The sequence below is a fragment of the Novosphingobium lentum NBRC 107847 genome (assembly GCF_001590965.1).
Lineage (GTDB): Bacteria > Pseudomonadota > Alphaproteobacteria > Sphingomonadales > Sphingomonadaceae > Novosphingobium > Novosphingobium lentum.
In genome coordinates, this window is sequence record NZ_BCTW01000017.1 from 94,576 (window position 1) to 114,544 (window position 19,969).

At 66.5% G+C, this 19,969-nt stretch carries 18 protein-coding genes and 1 tRNA gene; 11 read left to right on the plus strand and 8 right to left on the minus strand.

The genetic code is table 11. The features are described 5' to 3' along the window. Positions 1 to 34: 34 nt before the first annotated feature. The 3 genes from NL2_RS15310 to NL2_RS15320 form a co-directional block, all read right to left on the minus strand. Entirely contained in the window at positions 35 to 997 is a 963-nt protein-coding gene (locus NL2_RS15310) for a glycoside hydrolase family 76 protein (protein WP_245647715.1), read from the minus strand. A 575-nt stretch (positions 998 to 1,572) separates the two neighbouring features. After that, a tRNA-Leu gene (locus NL2_RS15315) sits at positions 1,573 to 1,659 on the minus strand. A 122-nt stretch (positions 1,660 to 1,781) separates the two neighbouring features. Continuing rightward, the gene (locus tag NL2_RS15320; protein WP_068076560.1) at positions 1,782 to 2,726 is read right to left on the minus strand and encodes a zinc-ribbon domain-containing protein; all 945 of its coding nucleotides are present in this window, start codon (positions 2,724 to 2,726) and stop codon (positions 1,782 to 1,784) included. Between the two features lie 165 nt (positions 2,727 to 2,891). Between NL2_RS15320 and ftsE the strand changes: the two genes are divergently transcribed. The 6 genes from ftsE to NL2_RS21240 all read left to right on the plus strand — a co-directional run bounded on the left by ftsE (position 2,892) and on the right by NL2_RS21240 (position 7,983). Continuing rightward, entirely contained in the window at positions 2,892 to 3,638 is a 747-nt protein-coding gene (ftsE, locus tag NL2_RS15325) for a cell division ATP-binding protein FtsE (protein ID WP_068076561.1), read from the plus strand. Then, positions 3,635 to 4,636, plus strand: a complete 1,002-nt coding sequence (locus tag NL2_RS15330; RefSeq protein ID WP_245647716.1) for a cell division protein FtsX — start codon at positions 3,635 to 3,637, stop codon at positions 4,634 to 4,636. Before ftsE ends, NL2_RS15330 begins: the two co-directional genes overlap by 4 nt. A 25-nt stretch (positions 4,637 to 4,661) precedes the next feature. Continuing rightward, a complete protein-coding gene (locus NL2_RS15335) occupies positions 4,662 to 5,210 on the plus strand; it encodes a YdcF family protein (protein ID WP_068076562.1) in 549 nt (182 codons plus the stop codon). Continuing rightward, entirely contained in the window at positions 5,210 to 5,899 is a 690-nt protein-coding gene (locus tag NL2_RS15340) for a lysophospholipid acyltransferase family protein (protein WP_068076563.1), read from the plus strand. The genes NL2_RS15335 and NL2_RS15340 overlap by 1 nt, the downstream gene beginning before the upstream one ends. Before the next feature lie 10 nt (positions 5,900 to 5,909). After that, positions 5,910 to 7,187 carry an NRAMP family divalent metal transporter gene (locus NL2_RS15345; RefSeq protein ID WP_068076564.1) on the plus strand — a complete coding sequence of 426 codons (1,278 nt, stop codon included), beginning with the start codon at positions 5,910 to 5,912 and terminating at the stop codon, positions 7,185 to 7,187. A 256-nt stretch (positions 7,188 to 7,443) separates the two neighbouring features. Continuing rightward, positions 7,444 to 7,983: a hypothetical protein gene (locus NL2_RS21240; protein ID WP_157083200.1), complete on the plus strand. Its 540-nt coding sequence runs from the start codon at positions 7,444 to 7,446 to the stop codon at positions 7,981 to 7,983. A gap of 103 nt (positions 7,984 to 8,086) precedes the next feature. Here NL2_RS21240 and NL2_RS15350 read toward each other — a convergent pair whose 3' ends face one another. Both NL2_RS15350 and NL2_RS15355 read right to left on the minus strand, forming a co-directional pair. Next, entirely contained in the window at positions 8,087 to 9,010 is a 924-nt protein-coding gene (locus NL2_RS15350; RefSeq protein ID WP_068076585.1) for a prephenate/arogenate dehydrogenase family protein, read from the minus strand. An 8-nt stretch (positions 9,011 to 9,018) separates the two neighbouring features. Next, on the minus strand, positions 9,019 to 10,119 hold the full coding sequence (locus NL2_RS15355; protein ID WP_068076565.1) for a pyridoxal phosphate-dependent aminotransferase: 1,101 nt from the start codon (positions 10,117 to 10,119) through the stop codon (positions 9,019 to 9,021). Positions 10,120 to 10,318: 199 nt separating this feature from the next. Here NL2_RS15355 and metX point away from each other — a divergent pair, with 199 nt between their 5' ends. Together metX and metW are read left to right on the plus strand one after the other, a co-directional pair. Further along, positions 10,319 to 11,428 carry a homoserine O-acetyltransferase MetX gene (gene metX, locus NL2_RS15360; protein WP_068076566.1) on the plus strand — a complete coding sequence of 370 codons (1,110 nt, stop codon included), beginning with the start codon at positions 10,319 to 10,321 and terminating at the stop codon, positions 11,426 to 11,428. Continuing rightward, complete coding sequence (gene metW, locus NL2_RS15365) at positions 11,425 to 12,021, plus strand: methionine biosynthesis protein MetW (protein ID WP_068076567.1); 597 nt, start codon at positions 11,425 to 11,427, stop codon at positions 12,019 to 12,021. Before metX ends, metW begins: the two co-directional genes overlap by 4 nt. A gap of 20 nt (positions 12,022 to 12,041) precedes the next feature. Here the strand turns inward: metW and wecC are convergent, their stop codons facing one another. The 3 genes from wecC to NL2_RS15380 are packed head-to-tail and all read right to left on the minus strand — an operon-like array spanning position 12,042 to position 15,161. Then, on the minus strand, positions 12,042 to 13,376 hold the full coding sequence (gene wecC / locus NL2_RS15370; RefSeq protein WP_068076568.1) for a UDP-N-acetyl-D-mannosamine dehydrogenase: 1,335 nt from the start codon (positions 13,374 to 13,376) through the stop codon (positions 12,042 to 12,044). Continuing rightward, complete coding sequence (wecB, locus tag NL2_RS15375) at positions 13,354 to 14,526, minus strand: non-hydrolyzing UDP-N-acetylglucosamine 2-epimerase (RefSeq protein ID WP_068076569.1); 1,173 nt, start codon at positions 14,524 to 14,526, stop codon at positions 13,354 to 13,356. Before wecB ends, wecC begins: the two co-directional genes overlap by 23 nt. A 35-nt stretch (positions 14,527 to 14,561) precedes the next feature. Beyond that, positions 14,562 to 15,161 (minus strand): helix-turn-helix domain-containing protein, encoded by a 600-nt coding sequence (locus NL2_RS15380; RefSeq protein WP_157083201.1) that lies wholly within the window; start codon positions 15,159 to 15,161, stop codon positions 14,562 to 14,564. Positions 15,162 to 15,734: 573 nt separating this feature from the next. Between NL2_RS15380 and NL2_RS15385 the strand changes: the two genes are divergently transcribed. The 3 genes from NL2_RS15385 (at position 15,735) to NL2_RS15395 (ending at position 19,548) form a co-directional block, all read left to right on the plus strand. Then, positions 15,735 to 17,051 carry a nucleotide sugar dehydrogenase gene (locus NL2_RS15385; RefSeq protein ID WP_068076571.1) on the plus strand — a complete coding sequence of 439 codons (1,317 nt, stop codon included), beginning with the start codon at positions 15,735 to 15,737 and terminating at the stop codon, positions 17,049 to 17,051. Between the two features lie 189 nt (positions 17,052 to 17,240). Then, the gene (locus NL2_RS15390; RefSeq protein WP_068076572.1) at positions 17,241 to 18,239 is read left to right on the plus strand and encodes a GDP-mannose 4,6-dehydratase; all 999 of its coding nucleotides are present in this window, start codon (positions 17,241 to 17,243) and stop codon (positions 18,237 to 18,239) included. A gap of 295 nt (positions 18,240 to 18,534) precedes the next feature. Continuing rightward, positions 18,535 to 19,548 carry an oxidoreductase gene (locus NL2_RS15395; RefSeq protein ID WP_068076573.1) on the plus strand — a complete coding sequence of 338 codons (1,014 nt, stop codon included), beginning with the start codon at positions 18,535 to 18,537 and terminating at the stop codon, positions 19,546 to 19,548. The last annotated feature ends 421 nt before the right edge of the window (positions 19,549 to 19,969 follow it).

Consider the following 19,969-nt stretch of genomic DNA (forward strand, 5'->3'; position numbering starts at 1 on the left):
ATCCGCTGTGGGCCGTCCGCTTGATCCACTGGAGCTAGGACGAGGCCGCCAGCAGGATATCGATGCCCGACGCCTGCGCCGCAGCCCCCATCTGGCCGGAACCGCCCGACCAGAGGCCGTCGATCGGCTGGGCGCCGTCCGCGCTCAGAGTCCACACCGCCTGTCCGTTCTGGCGCGTCCAATCGAGAAGTTCGGCGCGTTCAGGTCCGTCGGGCATGGCTTCGATCAGGTGGCCGAGGTGGAACGCGAAGACTCCCTTGAACATCGGGCCATCCGCGCCCAGCGTGTCGAACGGTTCGGTCAGGATACCGTCCCTCGTCACCAGCGTGCGCGTCGCGGCAAGCGCCGTCTTCACCGCGATCGCGCGATACTGCGGGTCACCGGTGATCGTGCTGAGGTCGTTCAGCCCGCCCAGCAACACGCCCTGGTTATAGGTGAAGCGCGGTGCCCCGTTGTTGCGGCACTGCGCATCGAGCCCGTCGTTCACCAGCCCGTCCGCCCCGGTCATCGTCGAGGCTGCGAACCACGACCAGCTGCGCAGCGCCCAGTCGCGATAGGCGTCCTGGCGGGTCGCGAGATAAAGCTGGGTCGAGGCGTAGAACAGCAGTTCGTTGGTGATCGCGTTCTTGTAGGTGTGCTTGGGATCCCACCACAGGCCGCCGCCGCAATGATCGTCCCAGTGTTCGGTAACGAGGCGGCGATACGTCTCGCTGGCCCATGCCAGCAGCTCGGGATCATGGCCGATCTGCCAGGCATGGACATTGGCGATCACGGCCCACAAGTCGTCGTCGTTGAGGTAGAGCCCGGTCCGGGTGCGCACGGCGGCGGCGATCTTCGGGTTCCAGCGAAGATCGCCGGTGCGGCGCTCATAATCGATCAGCGCGTCGACGATGGGGAAGCGCTGCCAGTTGTCACTGGCTTGCCAGCCATCGTTGGTACCCCACCGATGATCGAGATATTCGGCGGCGGCGCCCGCACGCGCATGCCAGGCTTTCACCGGCCCGCTCTCCTGCGCATGGGCCGCGACTGCGCCGCCCAGAAGCACCAAAGCGAGCGTTGATCGCAACAGGGCTGGCGGTCCGCCCCTGAACCATCGGCATTTCATAAATCGGCGGTCCTTCAGCCAGTCAGTTGCGCAGTAGCCGTCCACCACGTCCGCCTCCAGCAGTCGTATATGGCCAGAGGCGATTCCCGACTGCCTGCGCGGTGGCACATTATCTCAACTTCCTGCAGACATCATGCGGCAGATCAGCGTCTTGCGCCAGATCGACCGCTGCCAGCCCGACGTCACTGCATGAAGGCTCGCCATCGGGAAGGCATGGTTGGAGGCTTGGGCGGGCGGCTCACGCCACGCAAGGCGCCATCATCGCCAGCAATCGGCCGGGCCGTTGGTTTGGGCCTTACGACCTCGCTTGCGGAGACCAGCGCCTGGATATGGAGCCCGGTCAGCAGAAACACGGAGCGCCCTACCACACTGGATTCAACCACTCCCCGGAGAACCGCCGGAAGCGCGCCCAATCCCGGCTCAGGTTGCCAGCCAATTTCCAGAGACCGGAACAACCCCGGACTCCGTGGTGCGGTCGAGAAGACTCGAACTTCCACGGGCTTTCGCCCACAACGACCTCAACGTTGCGCGTCTACCAATTCCGCCACGACCGCAAATCGAAAGGGCCGCGCAGTGCGGCCCTCGGGGTAGGAGCGGGCCCTTAGCAAAGGGGTCTGGGCCGCGCAACCGGCAATCGGCCGCAAGCGGCAAGCGGAGGACCGCAGCCGCTCGGCGCCTATTGCGGCTTCCAGCCGATCTCGGCGAACTTGGCGGACTTGGGCACGTCGGTCACCGCTTCGTTGATGGTGACGCTTTCGCCCGGCGCCAGCTTCTTCTTTGCCGGTGCGACCTGCCACGTATAGACGATGCGATCCTGCCGGTCGCGCAGCACGATCAGGATCGGCGGCACCTCGTGCATGTCCTTGCCGGTGTTGGTTACCGAACCGCTGGCGCCGAAATATTCGGTGCCGTTGGGCAGCGTGCGGCGGTCTTGCCGCGCGGCCGGGAACGACAGTTCGAGATCGGGCTGCGCCGCGCCGAACACCGGGCGCTCGACCGGCAGCCAGTCGGGCAGGCCGAACACCATCACCGCGCCGACCAGCGCGGCAACGACCAGCGCGAATGACACCGCCGCGATTGTCCACAGTTTCGTCGGATTGCGGCGCGGGCGGAACGGCGGCTCGGGCTCGAACCGCGACGGCGTGCTGTCATACGGCGTGACCACGGCCGCGTGCGGGCGACGCTGATCGACCAGCGGCGGCTCGGGCTCATCGATCGGGGCAACTGCTGCTGTGGAGGCCGCAGGCGTCGGCGCAGCAGGGGTAACTCGCGCCGGTTCGGCCACTGATGCCGACGAGGGAGCGGCGGCGGGTGGTTCGTCCAGCGGCAGGCGGGCAGCGCCGGTTTCGGGCGTGCGGCCGACGTCCGGCGCAGCCGTGACGCCAGCGCCGGCAGGCGCTGCCGCGCGGCTTTCGGCCATGGCCGGCGCGGGTGCGGCAGCAACCGGGGATGGCGAGGCACCATCCCCAACCGTCTCGGCCACAGGGCGCTGGGGGAGTTCAAGACCCGCCTGGAACCAGCTGTGGCGGCATTTGGCGCAACGCACGGTGCGCCCATCATCCCCGATGGCGCTGTCGGGAACGACGTAGCGCGTGGCGCAGGCAGGACAGGCAATAATCATGGTTGCACCGTTAAGCATGGTGCGGTGCAAGGAAACAATAGCTTGAGGACATGGGAAAAGCCGCAGCGGCCTTTTTTCCACATGGATTGCCGGGTATAGGCCTGCGCGCAGCCATACGACCGAATTGTTCCACCTCCTTCTGATCGCGGAAACCCAGGGCAACCCATGAACCAGTCCGACGCGGAGATTGTCCAGTTCGACAATGTCGGCCTGCGCTATGGCACCGGCAAGGAAGTGCTGACCGACATTTCGTTCACGCTGTATCCCGGCAGCTTCTATTTCCTCACCGGGGCGAGCGGCGCGGGCAAGACCTCGCTGCTGAAACTGCTGTACCTGTCGCAGCGCCCCTCGCGCGGGCTGATCCGCATGTTCGGCACCGACGCCATCACCCTGCCGCGCGACCGGCTGCCCGGCTTCCGCCGCCGGCTGGGCGTGGTGTTCCAGGACTTCCGGCTGGTGCAGGATCTGTCGGCGTTCGACAACGTGGCGCTGCCGCTGCGCGTGGCCGGGGTGAGCGAGAAGGACATCCTGCGCCCGGTGTCCGACATGCTCGACTGGGTCGGGCTGGGCGACCGGCGCCATGCCCGCCCCGCCACGCTTTCCGGCGGGGAGCAGCAGCGCGTGGCGATCGCGCGCGCGGTGATCGGGCGGCCCGACATGCTGGTGGCCGACGAGCCGACCGGCAACGTCGATCCCGACATGGCGTTCAAGCTGCTGCGATTGTTCGAGGCGATGAACCGGCTGGGCACGACCGTGGTGGTGGCCACCCACGACGTGCACCTGATCCAGAAAGTGCCCGAATCGCTGATCATGCGGCTCGACAAGGGGCGGCTGAGCGATCCCACCGGCGCGCTGCGCTATCCGCCGCGACGTGCGGCGATGGGCACCCGGCCGCGCGGGACCACCAAGTGAACGCGCCGCCCATTCCTGGCGCACCAGCGGCCGAACGCACCGCTGGCGAAGCGGGCGTCGGTGGAGGCCTGGCCGGCGTTCGCGCCTCGCTGGCCGAACAGTGGCGCGAGCGGACCGGCGGCGCCGATGCGCGAATGCTGCCGCAGGCGCGCCTGTCGGGCCCGATGCCGTGGGTGATGGCCATCATGATCGCACTGACCGTGATCGCCGCCGCCAGCGGTCTGGCGTTGCGCAACACCGCGCATGCCGCCAGCGCCGATCTGGCCGGTGGCGTGACCGTGCAGATCCTGTCGGCCGCGCCCGCCGATCGTGCACGACAGGTCGCGGCGGCGCTGACGGCGCTGCGCACCGCGCCCGGTGTCGCGCAGGCCGCTGCCGTGCCGCAGGACCAGCTCAACGCGCTGATCGAGCCGTGGCTGGGCACCCGCCCCGGTGACGATCTGGAAGCGCTGCCGATCCCCGCGCTGATCGACGTGCGGCTGAGCGCAGGCGCCGGGGCGCAGCAGATCGCGCAACTGCGCCGCCTGCTGGCGCCGGTTGCACCCTCGGCCCGGGTCGATGCGCAGGCCAGCTGGCTGTCGCCGGTGTTCGGCGCAATCGGCGCGCTGCAGGTGCTGGCCGCCACGTTGATCGCGCTGCTCGCCGCCGCGACCGCCGCCGCCGTGCTGCTGGCGGTGCGCAACGCGCTGGGCAGCAACCGCGTCACGATCGAGATCATCCACATGCTGGGCGGCACCGACAGCCAGATCGCGCGGATCTTCCAGCGCGGGGTGGCAGCCGATGCGGCGGCAGGCGGGATCGTCGGGCTGGGTCTGGGGATTGTGGCCATCGCGCTGCTGCGCCGCTCGTTCGTCGCGCTCGAATCGGGCATGGTCGCGGGCGGCGGGCTCGGCTGGATCGACTGGCTGCTGATCCTGCTGGTGCCCCTGGGCGGGCTCGCGCTGGCGGTGCTGACCGCGCGGCTGACCGTGCTGCGCGCGCTGCGCCGGATGCTGTGACCCCCGATACGATGCCCCACCGGCCATGACCGAGCGCCCCGGCATCTTCCGCCGCTTGCTGTCGCTCGCGCCGCTGGTCTGGGCGTTGGGCTTCATCGCGTTCGCGCTCATCCTGCCGCAACCGGCGGGCGACCTGCATACCGACGGGGTGATCGTGCTCACCGGCGGCGGCGGGCGCATTCCGCGCGGGATCGACGTGCTGCGCCGGGGCTGGGCGCGGCAGATGCTGGTGGCGGGGGTGGACCGCGAAGTGCGCCCGCGCGAATTCGCCGCCGAATACGGGGTGGAACCGCGCCTGTTCGCCTGTTGCATGACGCTGGGCTATGAATCGGTCGATACCCGGTCCAACGCGCTGGAGGCGGCGCGCTGGATCGCGTCGCAGCACCTGGCCTCGGTCCGGCTGGTCACGACCGACTGGCACATGCGCCGCGCCGCTGCCGATCTGGCCCATGCCGCGCCGGCGGGCACCGCGATCCTGCGCGATGCGGTGCCGTCGAAGCCTTCGATGCGGATCCTGTTCCTGGAATACAACAAGTACATCGCGCGCTGGGTCGCGCGGATTGCAGGGTATTGATGGTGGGCAAGCTTCTGGCGACGGTTCGCAGCATCGTGTTCTACATCTTGTTCTACACCGGCAGCATCCCGTACGTGCTGCTGGCCATCGCCTCTGCCTCGCCCGCGCGGTTCAAGACGATCTCGCGCAACTGGTCGCGCTATCACCGGGTCTGCGCGCGCGTGCTGCTGGGCATCCGGCTCGACATCGGCGGCGCATCGTCGCACAGCCGCGTGCTTTATGCGGTCAAGCACGAGGCGTTCTTCGAGGCGATCGACGTGCCCGCCTTGTTCGACCAGCCGGTGGTGTTCGCCAAGGCCGAGCTGCTGAAGATCCCCGGCTGGGGCATTGCCGCTGACCGCTTCGGCGTGGTCGGGGTGGAGCGTGATGCCGGCGCCAAGGCGTTGCGCAAGATGCTCACCGCCGCGCGCACGCTGTCGGCGGAAGGTCGCCCGCTGGTGATTTTCCCCGAAGGCACCCGCATACCCCACGGCACCCGTGCGCCGCTGCAGGCGGGCTTTGCCGGGCTGTACAAGCTGCTCGGCTATCCGGTGATCCCGGTCGCGGTGGATAGCGGGCCGCTGTATCATCGCCGGTGGAAACGCCCCGGCACGATCCGCTACCGCTTCGGCGAGGAGATTCCCGCCGGACTGCCCCGCGCCGAGATCGAGGCGCGCGTGCTCGAGGCGATCAACGCGCTCAACCCGTAAGGTACGTCCGATGGATGCCGAACCCGACGCTTCCGCAGGCCTTCACGAAAAGCGCTCGGTCTTCGACGTGCTCGGCCCCGGGCTGGTCACCGGCGCGGCGGACGACGATCCCAGCGGCATCGGCACCTACAGCCAGGTCGGCGCGCAGTTCGGCTATGGCCTGGCGTGGACGATGCTGTTCGGCTTTCCGCTGCTCGCCTCGATCCAGGCGATCTGCGCGCGCATCGGTGCCACCACCGGGCGCGGCATCGCGCAGAACCTGCGCCGCCACTATCCGCGCCCGCTGCTGCAGGGCGTGCTCGTGCTGCTGCTGATCGCCAACGTCATCAACATCGGCGCAGACCTGGGCGCGATGGGCGCGGCGCTGGCGTTGCTGATCCCCGGATCGGTGCTGCTCTACACCGTGATCTTCGGCGTGGTCAGCGTCGGTCTGGAAGTGGTGATCAGCTACAACCGCTATGCCAGCATCCTCAAGTGGACCACGCTGTCGCTGTTCGCCTATGTCGGCGTGGTGTTCGTGAGCCACGTCCCGCTGGCCGAGGCGTTGCGCGGGATCGTGGTGCCCAGCTTCACCTTCGACAAGCCGCACACGATGGCGCTGGTCGCGGTGTTCGGCACCACCATCAGCCCCTACCTGTTCTTCTGGCAGGCCGGGCAGGAAGTGGAGGAACAGCACCGCCGCCACACCAAGCCGCTGTACGTCGCCCCGCGCGAAGCCGGGCCGGAACTGCGCCGCATCCGCACCGACACGATGGTCGGCATGGCGTTTTCGCACCTCACCGCCTTGTTCATCATCGTCGCCACCGCCGCCACGCTTCACGCGCACGGGGTGACCGAGATCGCCAGCGCCGCGCAAGCCGCGCAGGCGCTGGCGCCGATCGCGGGCAAGCTGGCGTTCGCGCTGTTCGCGCTGGGCATCATCGGCACGGGGATGCTGGCGGTGCCGGTGCTGGCGGGATCGGTCGCCTATGCGATGAGCGAGACGTTCGGCTGGGTCGAAGGCCTCAACCGCAAGCCGATGGAAGCCAAAGCGTTCTATGCCGCGATCGCGGTGGCGACGCTGGGCGGGCTGGGCATCAACTTCCTTGCGATCGACCCGATGCGCGCGCTGTACTGGGCCGCCGTGGTCAACGGGTTGCTCGCGCCGCCGCTGATGGTGGTGACCATGCTGATCGCGCAGAACCCGCGCGCCATGGGCCACCTGACAATCTCAAGGAAGCTGGCGTTCGGCGGGTGGCTGTCCACGGCGGTGATGTTCGGCGTGGCGGTGCTGTTTCTGGTGGTGTGAGGGGGGCGGGCTGTGGCCATCGCTGCGCGACCCCACCAAGACCCGCTCGTCCTGAGCCTGTCGAAGGACGCGCGCCACCCCATCCCCAACCGTCATGCTGAACTTCGTTTCAGCATCCATCGCGCCTCCGGAGACCGCCGTGCGTGGGGAGAAATGGATCCTGAAACAAGTTGGGGATGATCCCTCGTCCGACAAGTAGGCTTGGATGATATATGGCTCGACTATGCCGAAAGCGATTCGGCATGATGGGGGTTCGATGGATAGGGAACTTAAGTGGAAGATAGTGGCAGTTGTCGCCAGCATATCGCTTGCCGCCGTCGTAAAAGCCTTGAATCTCGTGTTCCCCGACATGATCGTGCCATTTGGTTGGGCAATAACGCTCTTGGCAATTGGATTTTTGGGCTTGGCCACAGCCTTGCTGTTTGGATGGCACTGGTTTTCAAAATCAAGCGCCGCATCCAAATCTATTTCCGCAATGTCTACCGTAGAACTTAGACAATCATCGTCGCAAAAATCTAAAGAAATTAGGAAGTTTATGGCCGGGACTGACTTGTCCCCAAATATTCTAGAGCCAACCGCAGAGTGGATGGCGAGGAGAAAGAAGATTGAAAATACGTGGTTGGAAAATCATCATCCCGAAACGCTTAGCCTTGTGAGAGAGATGAGAGGTAGGCTCGGTATAACCGTCGCAGAGTTAGGTTGTGTGGCGATTGATCAAGGAATGCTAGCAGGGGTGAACCCGCTTTCTGACGCTGCCAATCTGCTTGATGAATTAGCAAACAAGTTGCCGGGATAAAGTCATCACCGCAGATCTGTCGTTAGCTGACAAAGTAAGAGAAGTCCTTCGACAAGCTCAGGACGAGCGGAATTTTGGTCGAGCCGAAACCCAAGCCCCAAACCTACCCCCCAACCCCGCCATTGTGATCACTCCGCCCGAAGTCGGGCCGGGCGTCGTCCTGGCCTTCCTCGATGATCGAGCGGCGCACGGCGCGGGTGCGGGTGAAGTGGTCGAACAACTGCTCGCCGTCGCCCACGCGGATCGCCTTTTGCAGCGCGGTCAGGTCTTCGGAAAAGCGCTGGAGCATTTCCAGCACCGCCTCGCGGTTCGACAGAAACACGTCGCGCCACATCGTCGGGTCGGACGCGGCGATGCGGGTGAAGTCGCGAAAACCGCCCGCCGAATACTTGATCACCTCGCTTTGCGTCACATCCTCGAGATCGGACGCGGTGCCGACGATGGTGTAAGCGATGAGGTGCGGCAGGTGGCTGGTGACCGCAAGCACCAGATCGTGGTGCGCGGCGTCCATCGTTTCCACGTTGGCACCCAGCGCTTTCCAGAACGCGACCAGCCGGGCCAGCTTGGCGGCATCGACGTCCGCAGGGGGCGTGACGATGCACCAGCGGTTGTGGAACAGGCTGGCAAAACCCGCGTCAGGCCCGCTGCGCTCGGTCCCGGCAACGGGGTGTGCCGGGATCACCGCGAAGCCGGGCAGTTCGGCGGCGAGCGCGACAGCCACCGCGTGCTTGGACGAGCCGACGTCGCTGATCACCACATCGGGGCTGAGCGATCCGGCGATCTCGCGCGCGGCCTTGCCCATCGCGCCCACCGGCACGCACAGGATCACGAGGTCCGCGCCGGTCACCGCTTCGGCGGCTGTATCCGCGATGGTATCGGCCAGCCCGAGTTCGCGCGCACGCACCCGCACCGCCGGATCGGCATCGTAGCCGCGCGTTGTCGCGCCGGGCAGGTGCGCGCGCACCGCCTGGCCGAGCGAGCCGCCCAGCAGCCCCAGCCCGATGATCGCGACGTTTTGAAACGGCAGGTCGGCGCTCACTTCGCCGTCTCCGCCATCTCGCGCAAGGTCTCGGCGATCAGGTCCATCTGGTCGGGCAGGCCGATGGTGATGCGCAAGGCCTGCGGCAAGCCCTGCCCCGGCAGCCAGCGCACGATGGTGCCGCGCTCGATCAGCCCGTTATAGGCGGCTTCGGCGGTCAGCCTGCCCTCGAACAGCACCAGCACGAAGTTGGCCTTGCTCGGCAGCGGCCGCAGCCCGTGGTTGCCCAGCGCGGCCAGCTTGCCGACGAACCGCGCCAGTTCCGCCGCGTTATGGCGGCGCGATTGCTCGACGAAATCGCGGTCCGCCACCGCCGCCAGCGCCGCCGCCTGCCCGCTGACCGAGACGTTGAACGGCCCGCGAATGCGGTTGAGCATATCGACCAGCGGCGGCGCGCCGGTGGCCCAGCCGATTCGTTCACCCGCCAGCCCGTAGATCTTCGAAAATGTGCGCGTCACCAGCACGTTGTCGGCGCGCGCCGCCAGCGCCAGCCCGCCATCGTCCTCGCCGTCCGCAAGGTATTCGGCATAGGCCTGGTCGAGCACCAGCAGCACGTCGGCGGGCAACCCGGCGTGCAGCCGCGCGATGTCGGCGGCGGTGAGGTAGCTGCCGGTGGGGTTGTTCGGGTTGGCGAGGAACACCACGCGCGTCTGCGCCGTCACGCAAGCCAGCAGTGTATCGACATCGGTGCCGTAGTCGGCGTCGGGCGCCACCACCGGGGTCGCACCGCAGCGTCGCGCGGCGATGTCATAAACCGAAAAGCCGTAGCGCACGTACAGCACTTCGTCGCCTGGCCCGGCATAAGCCTGCGCGGCGAGGTTGAGCAGTTCGTCCGACCCGGTGCCCATCACGATCCGCGCCGGATCGATGCCGTTGTCCTTGCCGATGGCGGCGCGCAAGGCGCTGCTGTCGGGATCGGGATAACGCGCCGGATCGCCCGCCGCACTGCGTGCGGTGAGCGCGCGAGGGCTGGTGCCGAGCGGATTCTCGTTGGCGGACAGCTTGACCAGCGGCCGCCCGTCGGCGCCGGTGGACTTGCCCGGGACATAGGCGTGGATGCCGGTGATCCACGGTTTGGGGATAGGTGCGTTGGCCATTTCGCGGCGGGCCTTAGGGGAATTGCAGCGGCGGTGCAAAGCCGCAACCTTGTCCCCCACCCGCAAGCGGGAGGGGTTAGGGATGGGCCGTCCGCCCAGGGCGTTTGCGACCAGCCCACCCCCGACCCCTCCCGCTTGCCGGTGGGGAGACGGTCGCACATTGACACGACGCCTGCTTCCGCCCAATTCCCCGCCCACCATGGCCGATGCCGCCGCCCTTCACGCCAGCCGGCGCCTGCGCCTGACGCAACCGCTCGCGCTCGACAGCGGGCAGCAGCTCGATGGCGTGGAAATCGCCTATGAAACCTATGGCGAGTTGAACGCCGACAAATCCAATGCGATCCTGGTGTGCCACGCGCTGACCGGCGACCAGTACCTTGCCAGTGACCACCCGATCACCGGCAAGCCCGGCTGGTGGGTGCGCATGGTCGGTCCGGGCAAGCCGATCGACACCAGCCGCTTTCACGTGATCTGCGCCAACGTGATCGGCAGCTGCATCGGATCGACCGGCCCTGCGAGCCCCGCTGCGGATGGCAAGCCTTACGCCATGCGCTTTCCGGTGATCACCGTGCGCGACATGGTGCGCGGCCTGGTCGGGCTGCTCGACGGACTGGGCATCGCGCAGCTGCACGCGGTCGTCGGCGGATCGATGGGCGGGATGCAGGCGTTGAGCCTGGCCGCCAATTTCCCCGACCGCATCCGGTCCGCGCTGGTGATCGCCTCGTCCGCCCGCCACTCGGCACAGAACATCGCGTTCCACGAAGTCGGCCGGCAGGCGATCATGGCCGATCCCGAATGGCGCGGCGGCGATTACTACGGCACCGGCAAAGGCCCCGAAAAAGGCCTCGCCGTGGCGCGCATGGCGGCGCACATCACCTATCTGTCCGAAGAAGGCATGCACGAGAAGTTCGGTCGCAAGCTGCAGGACCGGGACGCCAAGACCTTCGGCTTCGACGCCGATTTCCAGATCGAAAGCTATCTGCGCCATCAGGGCCTGTCGTTCACCGACCGGTTCGACGCCAACTCGTACCTCTATATCACCCGCGCGATGGACTATTTCGATCTGGCCGAGGAGCACGGCGGGCTGCTCGCCAACGCGTTTGCGCAGAGCAAGGCGCGGTTCTGCCTGGTCAGCTTCGATACCGACTGGCTGTACCCCACCGCCGAATCGCGCAGCATCGTCCACGCGCTCAACGCCTCGGGCGCCGCGGTCAGCTTTGTGGAACTGAGCGCGCCGTTCGGGCACGATTCGTTTCTGCTCGACGTGCCCGCGCTCGATCGCGTGGTGGCCGGGTTCCTGGGGGCGTGAGTCCGCTCCGCGCCGATCTGGCGATCATCGCCGACAACATCGCACCGGGTGGCCGCGTGCTCGACGTGGGTTGCGGCGATGGTGCGCTGATGGCGGCGCTGCGCGATGCGCGCGGGGTCGATGCGCGCGGGATGGAAATCGATCCCGCCAATGTCGAGCTGTGCGTGGCGCGCGGGCTGTCGGTGATCCAGGGCGATGCCGACTCGGACCTGTCCGAATATCCCGACGCCAGTTTCGACTATGCGATCCTGAGCCAGACGCTGCAGACCACGATGCGGCCCGACCGCGTGCTGGAACAGTTGCTGCGCATCGGGCGCAAGGCGTTCGTCAGTTTCCCCAATTTCGCGCACTGGCGCGTGCGGCTGAGCCTGCTGTGGGGCGGGCGGATGCCGGTGACGCGGCTGCTGCCGGTGGCATGGTACGCAACGCCCAACATCCACCACGTCACGGTCGATGATTTCCGCGCCCTGCTGGACGAACGCGGCATCCGCGTGGAGCAGGCGTGGTTCCTCAACGGCGACCGCGAGACCAGCGCTGCCGCCGCCAACTTCCGCGCCGAACACGCGGTGTTCCTGCTCTCACGCAACGACTGACGCTACGCTGCCCAATCGGGTCAGCTTGCCAGCCGCAGCCCGGCTGGCGCCCCGGAGACTTCGCCCGGCTGATCGGGCCAGATGCCGCGCGTGTCGTAAACCGCTTTGCCGCTGCGTTCGGCCAGCGGCACCACGCGGAACACGTCGTGATCGACCAGCACCACCAGCACGTCGCAATCTTCCAGCGCGGTATCGAGATCGATCAGGTGCGCGCCGGTATCGGTGAACTCGCGCGGCAGCTGCGCCGCATAAGGTTCGACCACATGGACGCGCGAACCGTAACGGCGCGCCAGTGTCGCCGCGACCAGCCGCGCCGGGCTTTCGCGGAAATCGTCGATGTTGGCCTTGAAAGCCAGCCCCAGGCACGCGATTTTCGCGCCGGGATGCGCCTCCACCAGCGCGGTCGCGTGCGCGATCACGTGGTGGATCTTCTTGTCGTTCACTTCGCGCGCGGTGCGGATCAGCGGCGTGTCTTCCGGCGCACCATGGACGATGAACCACGGGTCGACCGCGATGCAGTGTCCGCCCACGCCGGGTCCGGGTGAGAGGATGTTGACGCGCGGATGGCGGTTGGCCAGCCGGATCACTTCCCACACGTCGAGCCCCATGCGGTCCGACACGATCGACAGTTCGTTGGCGAACGCGATGTTGACGTCGCGATAGGCGTTTTCGACCAGCTTGGTCATTTCCGCGCTGCGCGCATCGGTGGTGATGCAGGTGCCGCGCACGAACCGCTTGTAGAATGCCAGCGCCTTGCGCGCACAGCGCGGGGTGATGCCGCCAATCGAGCGATCGTTGTTGGTCAGTTCTTCCAGGATGCGGCCCGGCAGCACGCGTTCGGGGCAATAGGCGATCGAGACGTCGGGCGTACCGGCGGTCAGGCCCGGCATCTTGAGATCGGGGCGCAGGCCCGCGATCATGTCGCGCATCTTCTCGGTGGTGCCGACCGGTGAGGTCGATTCGAGGATCACCGTATCGCCCGCCTTGAGCACGGCGGCGACTTCGCTGGCAGCGGCGAGCACGTACGAGATGTCGGGCGAGTGGTGATCGTCCTTGGCGAACGGGGTCGGCACCGCGATCACGAACACGTCCGACGGTTCGATCCGGGTCGAGGCGCGCAAGAGTCCGCGCTGAACGACGCCATGGACCAGTCCGTCGAGATCGACTTCCTCGATATGGATTTCGCCGCGGTTGATCGTATCGACCACGCTTTGCGTGACATCGAGCCCGAGCACGCGGCAGCCCGCGCGCGCGATGATCGCGGCGGTGGGCAGGCCGATGTAGCCCAGCCCGACGACGCAGACGTCCGGTTTCAGATCATTGGGCTTGGAACTAGAGGATGGGGTATTCGACATTCGCCAGCAGCTCCACGATGCGGCGCGCGGATTGCCCATCCCCGAACGGGTTGTGGGCGCGCGCCATGGCCGAGTAGGCAGCCTTATCGTCGAGCAGGGTGAAGATTTCGGAAACGATGCGGTCCGCGTCGGTGCCGACCAGCCTGGCAGTGCCCGCCACCACGCCTTCGGGACGTTCGGTGGTCTCGCGCATCACCAGCACCGGCTTGCCCAGCGCGGGCGCTTCTTCCTGCACGCCGCCGCTGTCGGTCAGCATGATCTCGCTGATCGCGATAAGGCGGGCGAAATGCGGATAGTCGAGCGGCTCGATCATCGCCACGTTGGGCAGGCCCGCCAGCGCCGCGTCCATCACCCGGCGCACGTTGGGGTTGGGGTGGACGGGAAAGATCAGCGCCACGTCGGGGCGTTCGGCAATGCGGCGGATCGCATCGGCGATCGCTTCCAGCCCGCCGCCGAAATTCTCGCGCCGGTGGCTGGTCACGCCGATGATCCGCTTGCCCGCAAAGCGCGCTTCCAGATCGGCCAGCCCCGCTGCCAGCGCGGGCTCGGCGGCGATTCGTGCGGTGACCCATTCCAGCGCGTCGATCACCGTGTTGCCGGTGACGTGGACGGTGTGCGCCGCTACGTTCTCCGCTTTTAGCGCCGCCGCAGACGTCTCGGTCGGCGCGAAATGCAGCGCGGCGATCGTGCCGATGATCTTGCGGTTAATTTCCTCGGGCCACGGGTGGTAGATGTTGTGGCTGCGCAAACCCGCCTCGACATGCGCGACGGGCAGCTTGCGGTAATAGGCAGCGAGCGCGCCCGCCATCGCGGTGGCGGTATCGCCCTGCACCACCACCCAGTCAGGCCTGGCGACGTCCATGACTTTGCCCAGTTCGACCAGCAACGCGGCGGTCAGCGCATCGAGCGTCTGGTCGGGGCGCATCAGATCGAGATCGTGGTCGGGCACGATCCCGGCAATCTGCAGCACCTGATCGAGCATCCCGCGGTGCTGCGCCGAAACGCAGGTGACGACGCGAAAGCGCGGATCGGCCTTCAGCGCATGGATCACCGGGAACATCTTGATCGCCTCGGGCCGCGTGCCGAACACGACGAGGACAGTCCGGGGCGAAATTATTTGTGAGCTCGAAGTTTTCTCTGGGGTAGGCATGGCCGACGGTCTAGCAGCGAGGCGTTAAACACGCATTACGGGCGACCGGCACCGCTATCGGGCTTGCGCTGCTGGATCATGGCCGAGACGAATTCGGTCATCAGCTTAACCCCGCGTGCGGACAGGCTGATGAGCGATGCCCGACCGTCGGTGTCGGGGCGGCGATCGAGCAGGCCTTCGTCTTCCAGTGCGGTGAGCCAGCGAAGCGCGGTCGTGCTGGGGACGCAACTGGCAATGCACGCACTGGTAACGCGAACGCTTTGCTCGTCCAGATGGGATACGAACAGGTCCAGCAGAATATCCCAGGCCGGTTCCCGCATCAGATGCCCGGAAAACAACACGTCCCGGGCACGGCGGCGATCGTATTCGGCCTTGGTCCACGCGCGCAAGTCGCTGCGGTATACTTTTCCGGCCGGCGTGTCGTTCGATCGATCTTGCAACGGCACGACAAACGGTTCGCTGGATGAATCGGCTGCTCCGGCCAGGCTGAGCAAAAATTGGCCCGTGCGCCGGAGTTCCTCCGTTGAAAGCATCGCGCTTTCTGCGCCTTTTTCATGGGATCGACTCAAGAGGAAAGCACCGTCCATCGCAGGATCGGCTGTCGAAGTCGTTTGAATCGGTCCAAAATCGACCATTTTGTCTGTTTGGATGCCCCCTATTGTCTGTTTACATCCCCCCAATGGAAGCAATGCAGGATAAGGGCTCCGATAAAAAGTCCAATAACATCAAGAACGGAGCAATCGTCAGAGGGGACCGAGCATGTCGAGTGCTTCCTGGACCAAAGCCGTGGGCACAAGCGCCCTGTTCGCCTCGAGTATCAGGAGCGCGGTTTGCAGGAGTTGCGCCGCTCCCTTGAGGTCTCGTTCCACGCAAAAACTGATTTTTAGCTCGTCAGGAATACGATCGCCCTTACTCATCATTCACCCGCGGTTATGTTCCAGCCGCACTGGCACGACTCGGTCGGACCCTACGATTCTCGATACGATATGTCCAAAATGAATTAAGAATGCTGATTCATTTTGATTTCGGACTTTACTGTAAAGCCCCCAGGCCTGCGTGCCGATACGCTTGGGTTTTGCCAACCCGGGTGGCGGCGGGCCCCGGCAAATCGGCGGCCAGCCGTTAACGACGAAATAACGGCCTGGCATTAAGCCTCGCGTGAAAGCGGCCCTGGCGCCGCATCCACGAAAGGTTTTTGCGTGACCGCCATGTTTCCCCCGATCACCGCCAACGCCGCCGCTGCGGGGTTTGCGGACATCACCAGCGCGACCCGCGTCACGGTGGTGGGCCTGGGCTACGTCGGGCTGCCGCTGGCGGTCGCGCTGGCCAAACAGTTCTCGGTCACCGGGCTCGACATCGACACCCGTCGCATTTCCGAACTGGCCGACGGGCTTGACCGCACCGGCGAGATCGACGCCGGCCGCATGGCCCAATCGAGCTTGGGCGTGACCTACGATCCCAACGTCTGCCCCCCGGGCGATTTCTACATCGTGACCGTTCCCACCCCGATCGACGGCGAGAACCGCCCGGACCTGCGGCTGGTCGAGGCCGCGTCGCGCACCGTGGGCAAGCTGCTGCCCGCCGCCGTCGCCGAAGGGCGCACCCCGATCGTGGTCTATGAAAGCACCGTCTATCCCGGCGTGACCGAGGGCATCTGCGCCCCGATTCTCGAGGACGTTTCCGGCCTCATCTGCGGCGAGCATTTCTTCCTCGGCTACAGCCCCGAACGCATCAATCCGGGCGATCGCGAGCACACCATCGACCGCATCACCAAAGTCGTCGCCGGCCAGACCCCCGAAGTGCTCGACCGCGTCGCCGACCTGTATGGCGCGATCACCAGCGGCGGGGTGTTCCGCGCCGCTTCGATCAAGGCCGCCGAAGCCGCCAAGGTTATCGAGAACGCCCAGCGCGACATCAACATCGCCTTCATGAACGAGATCGCGCAGATCTTCTCCCGGATGGACCTGTCCGTCTGGGACGTGCTGGCGGCCGCGAACACCAAGTGGAACTTCCTGCCGTTCACCCCCGGGCTGGTCGGCGGACACTGCATCGGGGTCGATCCCTACTACCTCAGCCACCGCGCCGCCGAACTGGGCCACCAGAGCCAGGTGATCCTTGCCGGGCGCGGGGTGAATGATGGCATGGCCGACTGGGTGGCGGGCGAACTCCACGCCAAGCGCGGTGGCAAGCCCGGCTCGGTGCTGGTCATGGGCCTGACGTTCAAGGAAAACGTGCCCGACTTGCGCAACAGCAAGGTCGCCGACGTGATCCATTCGCTGGCCGCGCGCGGCCATGCGGTGACCGTCCACGATCCCCACGCCGACGCCGCCGAGGCGCGCCACGAATACGCATTGGACCTGAGTGCGGATGCGCTGTCCGCGCGGTATGATCTGGTGCTGCTGGCCGTGCCGCACCGCCAGTACCTCGCCATGGGTGATGAGCAGGTCGCCGCGCTGGTGGCCGACGGCGGCACGCTGGCCGATCTCAAGGGCGTGCTGAACGGCCGGGCCGACTGGAAGCTTTGACAACGCACTGAGTCCTCGCCCCTCGACAGGCTGGAGATTAACGTCCGGCTTCGAGCCGGCAGGTGGGGGTCGCGTGGGGCTTGCTGAATTGCAACAGTGCGGCGCAATAAGGCATGAGGTCCCCGCCTTCGCGGGGAAGCAGGACTGCATCGCCATTGCGGGGAAGCAGCTACAGATGAGGGAATTTGCATGCGCGTACTCGTCACCGGCGTTGCCGGGTTCATCGGTTATTCGCTGGCGACGCAGTTGCTTGCGCGCGGCGACACGGTGATCGGCATCGATATCGTCAACGATTACTACGATGTGCGGCTGAAGGAAGCGCGGCTGGCGCGGCTGGTCGATCAGGGCGGCGACCGGTTCCGCTTCCACCGCATCGACTTTGCCGATTATCCCGCGCTCACCGCCGCGCTGGCCGACGAAAAGTTCGAACGCATCATCCACCTCGGCGCACAGGCAGGTGTGCGCTATTCGATCGAGAACCCGCACGCCTACGTCACCGCCAACCTCGTCGGGCACCTCAACCTGCTCGAAGTGGGGCGGCATCGCGGCGCCGAACACATGGTCTATGCCAGTTCCAGCTCGGTCTATGGCGGCAACACCAAGCTGCCGTTCTCGGTGGAGGACCGCGTCGACCACCCGATGTCGCTCTACGCCGCGACCAAGAAGGCGGACGAGCTGATGAGCGAGACTTACGCGCATCTCTACCGCCTGCCGCTGACGGGCTTGCGCTTTTTCACGGTGTATGGCCCGTGGGGCCGGCCCGACATGATGATGTGGCTGTTCACCAAGGCGATCACCGAGGGCAAGCCGATCCAGGTCTTCAACCACGGCGACATGTACCGCGACTTCACCTTCATCGACGACATCATCGCCGGGGTGATCGCCAGCCTCGACAACCCGCCGCCCGACGATGGCGCGGTCAAGGCCGGCGGCAGCGTCAAGCCGCACCGGTTGTACAACATCGGCAACCACAAGTCCGAGCACCTGCTGAAAGTGATCGACATCCTCGAGGCCGAACTCGGCCGCAAGGCGGAGCGGATCATGATGGACATGCAGCCGGGCGACGTCCGCCAGTCCTTCGCCGACATCGACGCGATCGCCGGCGACCTGGGCTACCGGCCGACCACCAGCATCGACGTCGGTGTGCCCAAGTTCGTCGAGTGGTATCGGGCGTATAACGGCGGTTGAGCGGCAGCGGGGGCCGCGATTCCGGGCGCCGCCAGCTTCTCTAACTTTGCCTTTATCGCGCGTGGAATGTTTATCGCCGCGAGTCGCGGTCGTGCGCGAGACTATCGTGGTTTGACAAAGAGTTGGGTGCGCCTGCCGCATCGCGACGATGATAGCGCGGGTGGGGCGTGTAGGAAAATGCGGGGCGAGGTTTGGGGCCGGGGACGCAGCAGCTTGGCACAAGGCGCTGTCCGTCTGATTCCCACCACCGCAATTCCCGATTGCCAGCCCGACAATCCGCGTTAGGCACCGGTCCATGCATCGCGTCGCGCTCATCGGTTTCGGTCTGGCCGGAAAGGCGTTTCACGCCCCGTTGATCGCCAGCACCGACGGCCTCGCGCTCGCCGCCGTGGTCACCTCGCGCCGGGCCGAGGTCATGGCCGAGTATCCCGCCGCGCAGGTATCGCCCGATCTCGACGCGGTGCTGGCCGATCCTGCCATCGCGCTGGTCGTGCTGGCCAGCCCCGACCATCTCCACGCGCCGCAGGCGCTGGCCGCGCTCGATGCGGGCAAGCATGTCGTGATCGACAAGCCGTTCGCGCCCACGCTGGCCGAGGCGCGTGCCATCGCGGTGCGGGCGGCAGAGCGAGGCCTGTTGCTGTCGATCTTCCACAACCGCCGCTGGGACGCCGATTTCCTCACCTTGCGGCGCCTGATCGCGGCTGGCGAACTGGGTGAGGTGATCGAACTGGAAAGCCGGTTCGACCGCTTTCGCCCCGACATCGGCGAACGCTGGAAGGACCGGCGTGCCGGCGGGGTGTGGCAGGATATCGGACCCCACCTGATCGACCAGGCGTTGCAACTGTTCGGTCGTCCCGAGGCGATCAGCGCCGATCTCGCCATGCTCAAGCCGGGCGGCAGCGCCAACGATTATGCGCAGGCCGTGCTGCGCTATCCCGGCCGCCGGTTGACGCTGCACATCGCGCAGACCGTGCCCGATCACGCGCTGCGACTGGCGGTGCACGGCACGACAGCCAGCTTCGTCAAGCACGGGCTCGATCCGCAGGAAGACCAGTCCAGGGCGGGGATGCGCCCGACCGATCCCGCCTGGGGCGTGGACCCGTCCCCCGGCCGCCTGACCCGCAGCGACGGCAGCGTCGCCATCGTGCCGCTGGAGCGCGGCGACTATGGCGCCTTTTACCGCGGCATGGCCCGGGCGCTGTCGGGCGGGGGCGAATTGCCGGTCGGCGTCGATGACGCGCTCGCGGTGATGGAAGTGCTGGAAGCCGGCATCGCCAGCAGTACGCAACGGCGTGAGGTTGTGCTTTGATCGCAGCGAATGGCGTTGACCGCGCGCCGACGCTGCAGCTACAACGAAGGCTGGTCGGCAGCGGTAGCAACCCCGTCCCGTCCCGGCCCGGCCCGGCATCCCTCCATCCGGCCCTTCCCCCACTCCGCTCATCCTGAGCCTGTCGAAGGATGCTGGCCAGCGGTGGCGTTCGGGGGCGTGGAGTTCAGGCCTGCAGGTGTGATGGCGCGCCGGCATCCGCAGGCGGCGATGGCCATTGCCCGTCTGATCGACCGGCGGCTGGCATCCTTCGACAGGCTCAGGATGAGCGGGGTGGGGGGATGAGCGGGGTAGGGGGATGAGCGGGGCTGGGGCGACAGGCTCCGACCGGCGACCAGCCGACCGGCTCAGGATGAACCGGTCGGCTGGTACGGGCCGCTTTCCATCGTCCGCGCGCTTACTT

Excerpts from the sequence above, each read along its gene's own strand:
- wecB (WP_068076569.1), bottom strand. The coding sequence starts at position 14,526 with ATGCCTACCCCAGAGAAAACTTCGAGCTCACAAATAATTTCGCCCCGG.
- NL2_RS15340 (WP_068076563.1), top strand. The coding sequence starts at position 5,210 with ATGGTGGGCAAGCTTCTGGCGACGGTTCGCAGCATCGTGTTCTACATC.
- metX (WP_068076566.1), top strand. The coding sequence starts at position 10,319 with ATGGCCGATGCCGCCGCCCTTCACGCCAGCCGGCGCCTGCGCCTGACG.
- wecC (WP_068076568.1), bottom strand. The coding sequence starts at position 13,376 with ATGTCGAATACCCCATCCTCTAGTTCCAAGCCCAATGATCTGAAACCG.
- NL2_RS15355 (WP_068076565.1), bottom strand. The coding sequence starts at position 10,119 with ATGGCCAACGCACCTATCCCCAAACCGTGGATCACCGGCATCCACGCC.
- ftsE (WP_068076561.1), top strand. The coding sequence starts at position 2,892 with ATGAACCAGTCCGACGCGGAGATTGTCCAGTTCGACAATGTCGGCCTG.
- NL2_RS15320 (WP_068076560.1), bottom strand. The coding sequence starts at position 2,726 with ATGATTATTGCCTGTCCTGCCTGCGCCACGCGCTACGTCGTTCCCGAC.
- NL2_RS15385 (WP_068076571.1), top strand. The coding sequence starts at position 15,735 with ATGTTTCCCCCGATCACCGCCAACGCCGCCGCTGCGGGGTTTGCGGAC.
- NL2_RS21240 (WP_157083200.1), top strand. The coding sequence starts at position 7,444 with ATGGATAGGGAACTTAAGTGGAAGATAGTGGCAGTTGTCGCCAGCATA.
- NL2_RS15395 (WP_068076573.1), top strand. The coding sequence starts at position 18,535 with ATGCATCGCGTCGCGCTCATCGGTTTCGGTCTGGCCGGAAAGGCGTTT.
- NL2_RS15390 (WP_068076572.1), top strand. The coding sequence starts at position 17,241 with ATGCGCGTACTCGTCACCGGCGTTGCCGGGTTCATCGGTTATTCGCTG.
- NL2_RS15335 (WP_068076562.1), top strand. The coding sequence starts at position 4,662 with ATGACCGAGCGCCCCGGCATCTTCCGCCGCTTGCTGTCGCTCGCGCCG.
- NL2_RS15345 (WP_068076564.1), top strand. The coding sequence starts at position 5,910 with ATGGATGCCGAACCCGACGCTTCCGCAGGCCTTCACGAAAAGCGCTCG.
- NL2_RS15380 (WP_157083201.1), bottom strand. The coding sequence starts at position 15,161 with ATGGTCGATTTTGGACCGATTCAAACGACTTCGACAGCCGATCCTGCG.